General features: G+C 56.3%; 10 protein-coding genes. 1 reads left to right on the forward strand and 9 read right to left on the reverse strand.

The genetic code is table 11. The features are described from left to right. Nucleotides 1–24 precede the first annotated feature (24 nt). Nucleotides 25–456 carry an META domain-containing protein gene (locus tag J4377_RS02900; protein WP_176472070.1) on the forward strand — a complete coding sequence of 144 codons (432 nt, stop codon included), beginning with the start codon at nt 25–27 and terminating at the stop codon, nt 454–456. A 29-nt stretch (nt 457–485) separates the two neighbouring features. On the opposite strand, the gene J4377_RS02905 is transcribed toward J4377_RS02900, so the two are convergent. From J4377_RS02905 to J4377_RS02945, 9 genes are all read right to left on the reverse strand, one after another. Further along, a complete protein-coding gene (locus J4377_RS02905; protein WP_253486611.1) occupies nt 486–1,661 on the reverse strand; it encodes an FAD-dependent oxidoreductase in 1,176 nt (391 codons plus the stop codon). Then, nucleotides 1,658–3,802, reverse strand: coding sequence for an FAD-dependent oxidoreductase (locus tag J4377_RS02910; protein ID WP_253486613.1), 2,145 nt, complete (start codon nt 3,800–3,802; stop codon nt 1,658–1,660). Before J4377_RS02910 ends, J4377_RS02905 begins: the two co-directional genes overlap by 4 nt. A gap of 76 nt (nt 3,803–3,878) precedes the next feature. Next, a complete protein-coding gene (locus tag J4377_RS02915) occupies nt 3,879–4,511 on the reverse strand; it encodes a TIGR04282 family arsenosugar biosynthesis glycosyltransferase (protein WP_095602759.1) in 633 nt (210 codons plus the stop codon). Next, nucleotides 4,501–5,229, reverse strand: coding sequence for a TIGR04283 family arsenosugar biosynthesis glycosyltransferase (locus tag J4377_RS02920; protein ID WP_253488100.1), 729 nt, complete (start codon nt 5,227–5,229; stop codon nt 4,501–4,503). Before J4377_RS02920 ends, J4377_RS02915 begins: the two co-directional genes overlap by 11 nt. Next, on the reverse strand, nt 5,195–5,830 hold the full coding sequence (locus J4377_RS02925) for an ATP-binding cassette domain-containing protein (RefSeq protein WP_253486620.1): 636 nt from the start codon (nt 5,828–5,830) through the stop codon (nt 5,195–5,197). Before J4377_RS02925 ends, J4377_RS02920 begins: the two co-directional genes overlap by 35 nt. Then, nucleotides 5,827–7,509, reverse strand: coding sequence for an ABC transporter permease (locus tag J4377_RS02930; protein WP_253486630.1), 1,683 nt, complete (start codon nt 7,507–7,509; stop codon nt 5,827–5,829). Before J4377_RS02930 ends, J4377_RS02925 begins: the two co-directional genes overlap by 4 nt. Next, complete coding sequence (locus J4377_RS02935; RefSeq protein WP_253486632.1) at nt 7,510–8,727, reverse strand: ABC transporter substrate-binding protein; 1,218 nt, start codon at nt 8,725–8,727, stop codon at nt 7,510–7,512. Nucleotides 8,728–8,751: 24 nt separating this feature from the next. After that, nucleotides 8,752–9,786, reverse strand: coding sequence for a phosphotransferase family protein (locus tag J4377_RS02940; protein WP_253486640.1), 1,035 nt, complete (start codon nt 9,784–9,786; stop codon nt 8,752–8,754). 190 nt (nt 9,787–9,976) lie between these two features. Next, nucleotides 9,977–12,823 (reverse strand): valine--tRNA ligase, encoded by a 2,847-nt coding sequence (locus tag J4377_RS02945; protein ID WP_253486646.1) that lies wholly within the window; start codon nt 12,821–12,823, stop codon nt 9,977–9,979. Between the last annotated feature and the right edge of the window lie 16 nt (nt 12,824–12,839).

Below are 12,839 nucleotides of genomic sequence, written 5' to 3' on the forward strand. Positions count from 1 at the left end.
ACAGTGACGGTCAAATTTGGAGCAATGCTAGCCGGTGTGGCTACCGCGCTATTAATCAGTGCGTGTAGCAGCACACCAGAGCAAGAGAGCACGGCAGCGCCGGAAAACGTGTCGCTGTCAGGCCCGATAGTCGATCAGCGTTGGAATTTACTGCTCGTAGGTACCGATGAGCGGGTATCGTTACCCAATACGCCATTCTTTCAAATTGGACGCGACGGCAGCGTGAGCGGTTCGGATGGTTGTAACCGATTTACCGGCAGTGTGGAGTTGGGTGAAAATCAACGTATCGAGTTTAGCCAGCTCGCCTCGACACGCATGGCTTGCCCCAATATGGAAGACGCCAAGCGGGTAACCGATATGCTCGATACGGCCTACCGCTACCTCATCGATCATGATCGACTGGTGTTTTTTGGACCAGATAGCCGCGTACTAGGCGGCTGGCGTGAAGCTAACTAAGCCTTCAGTTAGCATCTGATCGCAGTTATCTAGTGCTTAAAAGGCGGGTTGAAGCGGGCAATAAAGCGCGCATCAATCCGCTTTTTCCATTCCCATACCCAGCGGCCTGAGAAACCGATGGCGCCTCTGCTGGCAATCGCATGGCTGTCGCCAGTACCAATTAGGGCCAGGACACGTTTTGGTGGCTTCCAGTTGACCAGCGATTCATTGTGACAGGCGGCGCGCAGGTTCTCCGCCAGCACTGGCCCCTGGCGCACGGCGTAAACTCCGGCCTTGGGTAGTGGAGAAGAGGACGGTGGAGAAGAGTGCCGTGGTTGATTGAACGCTGCACAGTCACCCGCGGCAAAAAGCCCCGGCTGGCCCACTACCTCAAGTGTCTTATTCACCTGGATGAATCCCCGCTGATTCAGCGGCAGAGCGGTGTCTTGCAGCCAAGGCTGGCCTATGGCGCCGGTAGCCCACAGTACGATATCCGCGTCAATCAATTCGCCTTTAGAGGTTTGGACGCCACCTGCTATTAGCGCCTGGCCGCGGACACTGGGCAGCACCGTAATGCCTGCCCGGCGCAGGGCACGTTGGGTTAACCAGCGAGGTAGCCGACCTGCGTCGGATAGCAGTGTTGTTGATGCGCTGACTAGCGTGCCCTGCCAAGTAATGTCGGGCCGCTGTTGACGAAGCTGCGCCAGCACACTCATTAAGGTTTCGCAGCCTGCTGCGCCGCCGCCTACGCTCACTAGCTGCTGTGTAGAACCAGGCGGGAACTGGTCGACTTTCTCTCTTAGCACTTGCCAGCGGTAGTGCAGTGAACTAAGCGGTCGCATCGCCAACAAGTAGGGGGGCTGTTCGCCATGCTTTTCGGGCAACTGCAGCGTAGAGCCCACGTTAAAAGAAGCCACATCAAAATGGATCACCTCGCCGTTAGCTAGTGTTACCCGACGCTTGGTGGGATCGATAGCCACTGCGGGCGAGGTGATTAAACGAGAGCCTGCCCTTTTCGATAGCGCCGCTACATCAATCTGTGTTTCGCGTAGCGAGCATTCCCCTGCCAGCCACGCTGGCACGCTGCCAGAATAGGCTGACAGGGCACTGTCGCTAACCACGGTGATAGCGATTGACGGATCTGGATGCTGAGCAAAGGCTTCCAGCACGAAGGCATGGGCATGGCCCGCGCCAATCAGCACGAGATCTTTCATGGAGGGCGTCATTTTGCCGCACCACGCCGCCAGCGGAAATACCGCTCCAACAAGGTGAGAATACGCTCGGGTTTGTGGGCATTTTTCCACACGCCAGCGGTGGCTTTGGCAGCTTCACCAAGGGTGGGATAGGGGTGGATAGTGCCCAGTAGCTTGTTAAGCCCCAGGCCATGCTTCATGGCGATGGTGAATTCTCCTAGCCATTCTCCGGCGTTTTCAGCCACGATGGTAGCGCCAAGGATTTTGTCTTTACCGGGCACGGTAAGCACCTTGATAAATCCTTCGGTCGCGCCTTCGGCAATGGCGCGGTCGCTTTCACTCATGGCATAGCGGGTGACTTCAAACGCCACGCCCTTAGCGACGGCCTCTTTTTCGTTGAGCCCGACCCGCGCTACTTCCGGTTGGATATAGGTGACAGCAGGCATAAAACGATAATCTACAGCGAAGCTTTTTAACTCACCAAACAGAGCATTGACGGCTGCGTGCCACGCCTGATGGGCAGCGGCATGCGTGAGTTGGTAGGGGCCTGCTAGGTCGCCGCAGGCCCAAATGTTAGGCAGCCGAGTCTGCAGACGCTCGTTGAGTTCCAGTGTGCCAGTGTTGGTGGTGGTGATTCCCAGCGCTTCCAAACCCAGCCCTTCAACATTGGCTTGGCGGCCAACGCTGACGAGCAAATAATCAAATTCGATGGTGGTACGCTGGCCATTGTGCTCTACCACCAGTTGATGGCCGGAGCCATCTTGGCTTACTTCCAAGGCGTTGGCGCCGGTCATTACGTTAACGCCTTCCTGGGTGAGCGTGCGCTCCACGTGTTCGCCTACGTCTTGGTCTTCTCGGCCTAGCAACTGCGGAATACCCTCCACCAACGTGACCTGACTGCCCAGGCGGGCAAAACTCTGGCTGAGCTCGCAGCCAATTGCTCCGCCGCCGAGTACGACTAAGCGTTTAGGCAGTTCCGTGAGTGACCACAGGTTTTCTGAGGTGAGCAGTGGTGCATGCTCGATACCTGGAAGCGATGGCACGCGGGGGCGTGCGCCAGTGGCTAGCACAATATGGCGGGCGGTCAGGGTTTTATCACCGACCTTAACTTCCCAAGGAGACGTCAGAGTGGCGTGCTCCTGATACACCTCAGCGCCCAGTTTAGTGTAACGCTCGACACTATCGTGGGGTTCAATATCAGTAATGGCTTGGTGTACGTGCTTCATCACCTTGGCAAAATCAATCTCCGGCTCGCCAGCGTTAACGCCAAAGCGGTGTGCTGTACGCACGTCGTGAGCAGCACGGGCGGCGCGAATTAGCGCCTTTGAAGGTACACAACCGGTATTCAGGCAGTCGCCGCCCATTTTGTGCTTTTCTACCAACGCTACTTTAGCTTTTACGGCGCTGCCGATGTAGCTAGTGACCAGACCCGCCGAACCGCCGCCGATGACCACAATGTCGTAATCAAAGCGGGATGGACGCTTAAAACCACGATAGGCATTGCGTTTTTGCACCTGTAGCGCAATACGGCGAGCTATCCAAGGGAATACGGCCAGCAGCGCAAACGAGGCCAAAAGCCCAGGAGAAATAATCCCGCCCAGGCTTTCAAGTTCACCCAATTGGCCGCCCGCATTCACGTAAACCACGGTGCCGGGCAGCATGCCTAGCTGGCTTACCCAATAGAAGGTGACTGTTTTAAGCCGCGTTAGGCCCATCACCAGATTGATCATAAAGAAAGGGAATATCGGTACTAAGCGAAGGGTGAAAAGATAAAAAGCTCCGTCTTTATCAACGCCACGATTCACCGTATCGAACTGGCGAGGAAAACGCTTTTCAATCGGCTGTCGAAACAGGAATCGAGAAAGTAAAAAGGCTAGCGTTGCGCCGATGGTGCTGGCAAAGGAGATAATTAACAGCCCCCAACCGAGGCCAAACAGTGCGCCACCTAGCAGTGTGAGGAGTGTCGCGCCGGGTAGCGATAGTGTCGTCATAACCACATATACAGCAAAGAAAATGCCCGCAACCTGCCAAGGGGATTGCTGGAATGCAGCCTGGAAATCGCTGCGATAGGTTTGCAGGGTTTCCAAGGTGAAGAACGTATGGGCACCGCTCACGTAAAAGCCAAGCACGGCCAGTAGCAGCAGGGTGATAATCAGCAGGCGCTGACGGTTCATGGCAGGCTCCGTTGGGGCAAGGTGGTGGTAGAAACAGAACATTCGTTCAGTAACAGTGACGTAAAGAGCGGAATCCTTACAGGCTGTTTGCGTGCTTCAGTGTTTGTTGCCAGCGCTGCCAGTCTTCTGGGCGGTCAATATCCCACATGGTGTCGGGAAAGATGGCTTCCAAGGACAGCGCTTCAAGCCGCTGTCGAGTGACTTGGAGCACTTGCTCGGTTCCCCAAGGAATGTTCTTAAAGAGGCTAGGATGATCGTCATGAGTGCCGATCAACCCATAGCCGCCGTCTTCGGCAGGTAAAATCACCACTGGCACGTCTTTAAGCGCTGAACTGCACTGCCTAAGCATGGCAACGGTGATACTAGGGCAATCAGTGCCCATCACCATCGACGGACCTTGAGTGCTATTCAGTGCATGACGTACGCGCATTCCCACATCGCCCTGAAGTTGAGCGGCGAGCGAAATGCCGTAGTGAGACTGCAGCTCCACAAACAAAGGATGCTGATGCTCTAAGGAAGTCCATAGTGTGACGTGTTGCGATCCCAGTGCTTGGCAGGCGGTGGCAACGCAGTGGCGAACCATGGTGGCATGGGCTTGCGCCGCACCTTCTGGCCCTAGGCAAGGAATTAAGCGCGTTTTCGCCTGCCCAGGCAGTGGCGCTTTGGCCAGTAGATGTAAATGGGGCAGCACCGGTGACTTAACGGGCATTGCGATACTCCTTGGCCAGTTGGGTGGCGCTGACACCGCGCCAGTAGCGATAACGCAGCCGCCACATCAGGCAAATAGTTTTCCAGGCGCCGAACTGATCCCAGCGCCTGCCTGAGCTTATCACTTTGGTGCGTAGGCAGGCGGGGGGAGAAAGTGCCTTCAGCCGCTTGCTTAACTCAATATCTTCCATTAACGGTTGTTCGGGAAAGCCGCCGACCGATTCAAAAGACGCTCGGCGTAAGAACATGCCCTGATCGCCAGTGGCGATACCGCTTAGCCGTGAGCGTAGGTTCATAAGAATGCTAACGAGCGGCAGCCAGCGGCTTTTTCCCTCAAGGTGAATGTCAAACCGCCCCCAGCAATTTGTGCTCAGCGATTGGGAGATCAGCTTGCAGGCCCCTTCAGGAAGCCGGGTGTCAGCATGTAAAAATAGCAGCGCCGCTGAGCGAGCGCGTTCTGCGCCCAGGTTCATCTGCTGTGCCCGACCAGGGGCACTCGTCAGTAGTGTATCCGCTAGCGGGGTGGCTAGCGCCACGCTTTCATCGGTACTACCCCCATCGACTACAATGATTTCCACGCCACTCTCCCGCAGTGGCTGCAGTGCAGCTAGCGCCGTCTCAATCCCTGCGGCCTCATTCAGCATGGGGATCACAACGCTAAGCTTAGGCAATTCAGCATCTGGGCTAGCCAAGGGCAATGATCGATCCTCCTGCGGCATTGGCATCGGCTTCATCGTGGGTGACCAGCAGGGTGGGCAGGCCTGCTTCCTGAAGCTGGCCGAACACTAGCGTACGCATCTCCTGGCGCAGTGCGGTGTCCAGTTTGGAAAACGGCTCATCCAGCAGCACGGCACGGGGCTGTGAAAGCAGCAGGCGCATCAACGCCACCCTAGCTTGCTGGCCGCCGGAAAGAGTCGCCGGGTCGCGGTTTTCAAAGCCCGCCAGCCCCACTTGATTCAACGCTTGGGCAACCTGCTGGCGTTTGTTATTGGCACGGTGTGGCAGGCCAAAGCGCACATTTCCAGCCACGCTTAAATGGGGAAATAGCATCGGATCCTGAAACAGCAGGCCAATGCCACGCTGTTCGGCGGGCAGCGTATCTAGACGTTTATCACCCAGATAGAGTTCACCTTGAGCCTGAAAGGCAGGCGACAAAAAGCCCGCTAGATAGGCCAGTAGCGTTGACTTTCCCGAGCCGGAAGGGCCCATCACGGTTAATACTTCGCCAGGCGCAATGTCATGGTGCATTGCCAGCAGCGTTTCGCCTGCCAGCGTGATCGTCATCTGTTTGATGTGCAACGATTGAAGGTTTGGGGTCATGCAACTCCTCGCATTTGGCGGCGTTTTGCCCATACAAGGCGGGGAATCATGAGTGCCAGACTAAAGCCAATAAACGGCAGTAGCGCCTGCAACAGCGCTAATACCGCCACTAGCCTGCGATTGCCGCCAGATGCCATGGCAACGGCTTCGGTAGTGATGGTGGGGACGCGACCACCACCCAGCAGCAGTGTTGGCAAATACTGGCCAATACTGACGGCTAAGCTGACTGCGCAGGCGGTGAGTAGCGGGGCCAATAACAGTGGCAGACGCACTTGCCAGAAAGTTCGCCAGGGTGGAACACCCAGCGACAGTGCCACCTGAACCCAGCGTGGGTCCAGCCGCCGGTAGGACTCTGACAGCGATAAATAGAGATACGGCACCACAAACAACAAATGAACGGCCACTACCAAGGCGTGCTGAGGGCGGATGGCAATGCTTTCAGCGGCGACCACTAAGCCAAACAGAAAGGCTACTTGAGGCACAATGAGCGGTAAGTAAAGCAGCCATTGAGCACGCAGTGCAGGCAAGTGGTGGCGCGCTGCATGCTCCAATGTTGCCACGACCAGTACCGCGGCGATAAGTGTCGCGGCCAGCCCCACACTCAGCGTATTCATCAGCGGTGTTGCCACGCCGGGCAGAATGCGCCGCCAATGATCCAGTGTGAACGTGCCCGGCAGCGCATCCGGAAAACGCCAAAAGCCCGCCACCGAAAACAGGGCCAACCCGGCCAGCGCACTGATCGCTAGCAGCGTGACAGCTAGCAGCAGCGCACGGCCACTAAAGGCAATTGCCGTTGACCCTGATGTCCGCGAGCCGTTGGCCAACCAACGCTGACAGAGGCACTTGACCCCTTGTTCGCCAAGCCACCAGGTAAGCAGTGCCGCCAGGGTAACGCCGAGCTGTAGCACGGCACCGGCAGATGCCATAAAGCGGCGGCTTAAATCGGGATCATTAAACCAGGTGAGCACCGAAACGCTCAACGTTGGTGGCAAGGTAGGGCCAAGAATCAACGCCATATCCACCACCGACGTGGCGTAGGCAATAACGGCATAAACTGGCAAGCGAATGAGAGGGTAAAGCGCTGGGAAAACGCATTTCAGCCAAGCAATGCCGGGCGCGTAGCCCAGCGAACGCGCAAGAGTGACACGCTGTTCAGGACGCAACTGAGGTAGCGCAGCTAAACTCATCAATAGCAAAAAGGGCACTTCTTTGAGTATCAGGCCCGCCATTAGCGCAAGCCCTAACGGGTCGTTGACGATCAGCAGATCAGGTGGGCGCTCCCAACCAGTGAGCCCAGGGGAGGCCCAGCGCACCAGCAACCCAGAGGGCGCAATCAGAAAGGCTAAGCCAAAGGCCACGGCTGCGTGGGGAATGGCCAGTAGGGGGGAGACCATTCGCCGAATGGCACGGTCAATCCAGGTGCCTTGACTAGCCGCCAGGAACAGCACCACGATAAACAGTGCCACCAAGGTGGTGATCAGACCGCTAAAATAGCTCAGCAGTACGGAACGGTGGAGGCCCGCGTGCGCCCATAGGGCTTGCCATGCTTCCAGATGAAACGTGTTCTCTCCGAGTACCGGTAAATAGCCAAAGGCAGGCAACAACACCATACCAAGCCCCACACTTACTGGAATAACCAAAAGTGCAATAAGCAGTATAGGGGCTAGCCGCAGGATCAATTAATTAACGCCATAACGCTTAAGCCACGCATCCTGTAGCGCCGTCATCCAACTGGGGTGAGGTTCGGCCAGGGTATTGGAAAGTGCATCGGCGGGCAGCGCAGATGGATGGCTTTCGCCTTGTTCGAAGAGTGCCTTGTCGTTTTCATCTAACCGACTGACTGCCAATACGGTGCGATCGCCCCACATACTAAGCGACTGCTTTTGGGCTTGGGCTTCAGGTGAGAGTAGGAAGTTGGCTAGTGCCATCGCGCCTGCTTTATGGGGAGAATTATAGGGAATAGCGACAAAGTGAACGTTTCCTAGGGTGCCGCCTTCCAGCACGTAGCTGCGCACACTCTCTGGGAGTTCATACTCCATCACCGCGACGGCGGCATCTGTCGGGTAGAAGGAGAAGGCTAAACTGAGTTCACCATCGCTCATTAAGGTGCGAAGGTTGGGGCCTGATTCCGGGAAACTGCGGCCGCTGCGCCATAGGTATGGGTGTAACTCATCCAGATAATCCCACAATGGCGCAGTGATCTCCGCAAACTCCGCTTCAACCACTGGCGCATAAAGGGCGTCATCTTGATTAGATAATTCAATTAACGCCTGTTTTAAAAAGGTGCTACCGGTGAAATCGGGAATACGTGGATAGCTGAATTGGCCAGGATTGTCTTTGGCCCACTCCAGTAAATCCGCAATACTTTGCGGCGGCGTTTCAGTTTGAGCGCTGTCGTAGTAGAAAGTGATTTGTGCTTTTCCCCATGGAGACTCATAGCCTTCAGTAGGCAACGTAAAGTCGGTAACCACTTCTGGGTTTTCGTCTGGGTGAGTCAAGGCGAAGTTAGGCAGAGATTCGGCAAAGGGGCCAAATAAGAGGTCTTGTTCGCGCATGGCAGCGAAGTTTTCGCCATTAATCCAGATCAGGTCGATACGGCCATCATCCATGTTACCAGCCTGCTTTTCACCCAGTACACGAGCAACGGCGCTACCTGTGTCATCTAACTTTACGTGCTCTACATCGACGCCATACGTGGACTGCATTTGCTCGGACACCCAAGCGATATAGCGGTTGGTGCGACTGTCACCGCCCCAGGCGTTCCAGTAAACGGTTTGACCCTCGGCGGCTTGCAGTACGGCATCCCAATCATTGGGATCTGGAGCCGCTATGGCGGGCAGCGCCAGTGACAACATGGCAGTGGCGACAGCGGTTGTTAGAATGGTGCGTGGTTTCATCGTACACCTTGTAAAATCAGTTGGTTATAGAGATGCTTTTAGGTAGAGAAGTTCATTATGAACGTGCTCAATTATCGGCAGTGACAAATAGTGCTCGACCCGGTCGCGGACATGGGCAATGACGTCAGCATCGGTGAGTTCTGCTGACCAGTCCTGGCCACGGTGCTCGGCATCTTTACTTTGCAAATGCTGGGCATGCCACTTGGCGCACCATGTTAATGACCACAGCCAAGTGGCACGTCGGCAGGCAACCAGGGTTTCCGCGCTGGGTGATTTACCCGCATGCGCTTGCCAACGCTGATAAAAAGCGACGACCTCTTCCAGAGTAAGCACTGCCTGGCTGTTAACGTCCCAGGTGGTCGAGGTGTAAAGCGTGGTGTGGGCTAAATCGATCCCCGGCAGACCGTAGCGGCACTTCTCTAAGTCCACCAGGATCGCGCTACCTTCTGCAGTGATCAGGAAATTTCCAGGGTGGGTATCAAAGCTGATCAAGCAGCGCTCTGTATCGGGCAGCGTGGTGGGCAGTGCCTCTAGCTCATCGCGAACACGGGCAATGACATTGGGCGCCAAGTCGGCTTTTTCCAGCCACTCAGCCTGGCGGCTAACTTCCTCATACATGGCCTGCCATGAGTCGGCAGGCGCTAGTAGTGGTTCGGGATGCTCAGGTAGCGGTAAGCGATGTAGGCTTGCTAGGGTCTCTGCGATACGTGGTAAATCGTCCGGCAGCTGCGCCAAACGTCCCTCAATGGCATCGACCAGCAGCCCGCCACGGGGTAAGGCGTCGCTCACAGGTAAGATGCCATGCAAACGGGGCACGTGGCCACTCTCGCTGGCGCGTTCGTAGCACGCAGCTTCATATGCCAAGTTATCGGCCGGGGCCAAGTTCATTTGGCTCTGCTTGGGCAGCCGTGCGACCCAATCATCGCCATCGCGATGCACCCACACATGATCGTGGGCAAGCCCAGTGTCCGCCATCGGTGAAAGCGATTGGTAAGCGATCTCCGCCTGTTGCAGAGTGTTGTCTAATGCCTGCAGTCGAGCCTCAGAGAGTGTGGGCATAGAGCATTCCGTAGTGTGAGAAACGGGGGCTGAGCGTTCAGTGTTGGTACTCAGTGGCAGAATCATGACCAACCTTACACGGTTCGTCATAAAAAACGATGACGATGGGGGCCGCGGCGGTCAGTAGAGAGGTGTATGAACGACAACGGCACCCAATAGGTGCCGTTGAGATACTGCCGTCAGCGCTGACTTACATCGCCGCGATCTTCACTTGTTGCTCTTCCAGCAGCTTTTTGGCAGCTTGGAATTCAGCGAGTTTGCCACGCTCTTTTTCCACCACGGCTTCGGGGGCTTTGGCGATAAAGCCTTCGTTGCCGAGTTTCTTCTCGATACCGCCGATCAACTTATCCTGCTTGTCAATTTCTTTGGCCAGGCGTTTGAGTTCGGCGTCTTTGTCGATTAGATCCGCCATCGGTACCAGCACTTCCATATCGCCCACTAGCTGTGTTGCGCAGAGCGGTGCGTCGTCTGGGTTGGATAGCCAGGTGGCGCTTTCCAACTTGGCCAGCTTGGCGAGGAAGTGGCGATTGCTTTCCAGACGCTGGGCATCTTCCGGCTTGCCTTTGGTGAGCAGTACGTCCAGCGGTTTGCCAGGGGCGATGTTCATCTCAGCGCGGATGTTACGCACCGCGATAATCACGCCTTTTAGCCATTCGATATCGCGAGTGGCCTGTTCGTCGATTTTGCTTTCGTCGGCTTCCGGCCAAGCTTGGAGCATGATCGACGCGCCATCACCGACGAAGGTGCCTGCCAGCGGCGCAACGCGCTGCCAGATCTCTTCTGAGATGTAGGGCATCATCGGGTGGGCGAGGCGCAGAATCACTTCCAGTACGCGCACCAGGGTTCGCCGCGTACCACGTTTGGCTTCCGTACTGGCGCTTTCGTCCCATAAAACAGGCTTGGAAAGCTCCAGGTACCAGTCACAGTACTCGTTCCAGACAAACTCATACAACGCTTGGGAGGCGTGGTCGAAGCGGTACTCGTCCATCGCTTTGGTGACCTGGGCTTCGGTTTTCTGCAGCTGGGAAATAATCCAGCGGTCGGCCAGTGAAAGCTCAACGTCGCCACCCTCTGTGCCGCAGTCTTCACCTTCGGCATTCATTAGCACGTAGCGTGAAGCGTTCCACAGCTTGTTGCAGAAGTTGCGGTAGCCATCCAGACGGTTCATATCAAACTTGATATCGCGCCCAGTGGTTGCCTGGGAAAGGAACGTAAAGCGCAGGGCATCGGTGCCGTGGGCTTCAATGCCGTCTTTAAACTCGTCCTTGGTCGCTTTGGCAATGGCTTTGGCTTGTTTCGGCTGCATCATATTGCCTGTGCGCTTTTCCAGCAGCGCATCCAGGCTGATGCCGTCAATCAGGTCGATGGGATCCAGCACATTGCCCTTAGATTTGGACATTTTCTGACCCTGACCGTCGCGTACCAAACCGTGCACATAGACGGTTTTGAACGGTACTTCGCCAGTGAACTTGAGGGTCATCATGATCATCCGAGCGACCCAGAAGAAGATGATGTCAAAACCGGTCACCAACACGCTGGAGGGGTGAAAGGTTTCCAGTTCTGGGGTTTTTTCCGGCCAGCCTAGCGTGCCGAACGTCCATAGGCCCGAGCTGAACCAGGTGTCGAGGACGTCTTCGTCCTGGGTCAGGGTGACGTCTGCTGCAAGGCCGTGCTTTTCGCGGGCTTCCTCTTCGCTGCGGGCAACGTACACATTGCCTTCGGCGTCGTACCAAGCGGGAATGCGGTGGCCCCACCACAGCTGGCGAGAAATACACCAGTCTTGCAGGTCGCGCATCCAGGCGAAGTACATATTTTCGTAGTTCTTCGGCACGAACTGGATATCGCCGTTTTCCACCGCTTCAATGGCGGGTTTGGCTAGCGTTTCTACCGCAACGAACCATTGATCAGTGAGCAGCGGTTCGATCACATCGCCAGAGCGGTCGCCATAGGGCAGGGTGTTGTTGACGGCTTCTACCTGTTCCAAAAGGCCCAGGGCGTCCATGTCGGCAACAATTTGCTTACGCGCTTCAAAACGGTCCAACCCTGCGTACTTGGCGGGTAGGCTGGCGTCTTCGTCGGGCTGGGGAGTGCCTTTTAGGTCGAAGATTTCAGCGCGCTCAAGGATGGTGGCATCCTTGGTGAACACATTGATCAACAAGTGGTTCTGGCGCTTGCCGACTTCGTAGTCATTGAAGTCGTGGGCCGGGGTGATCTTCACGCAGCCGGAGCCTTTTTCCATATCGGCGTGTTCATCGGCAACGATAGGAATGCGGCGGCCGACTAGCGGCAATTCGATAAATTTGCCGACCAACGAGGCATAGCGAGCATCGTCTGGGTTAACCGCGACACCCGTATCGCCTAGTAAGGTTTCGGGGCGAGTGGTTGCCACGACCAGATAATCTTTACCATCGGTGGTTTTGACGCCATCGGCTAGTGGGTAGCGGAAGTGCCAGAAGCTGCCCTGCTGATCTTTGTTTTCCACTTCTAGGTCGGAAATGGCGGTGTGCAGGGTAGGGTCCCAGTTCACCAAGCGTTTGCCACGGTAGATCAACTTTTCTTCGTGCAAGCGCACGAACACTTCTTGCACGGCTTTATAGAAGCCGTCATCCATCGTGAAGCGCTCGCGGGACCAATCAACGCTGGCGCCCATGCGGCGCAACTGGCGGGTGATGTGGCCGCCGGACTCCTCTTTCCACTCCCATACCTTGTCGATAAACGCATCGCGGCCCAGGTCGTGGCGGGTTTTGCCTTCTTCCGCGGCAATTTTACGCTCAACCAGCATTTGCGTGGCGATTCCGGCGTGGTCGGTGCCTACCTGCCACAGGGTGTTGTTGCCCTGCATCCGCTTCCAGCGCGTCAGGGTATCCATAATGGTGTCCTGGAACGCGTGGCCCATGTGCAGGCTGCCGGTCACGTTAGGCGGCGGAATCATGATCGAAAATGGCTTACCACGGCCTGTTGGGACGAAGCGGTTGTCGGCTTCCCAGCGTTCGTACCAGCGGGTTTCGATCTGTTCGGGTTGGTAGGTCTTTTCCATGGGGAGTCGGCTCACG

It is taken from the genome of Halomonas sp. XH26 (genome assembly GCF_024138895.1).
In the GTDB taxonomy this organism is placed as follows: Bacteria; Pseudomonadota; Gammaproteobacteria; order Pseudomonadales; family Halomonadaceae; genus Vreelandella; species Vreelandella alkaliphila.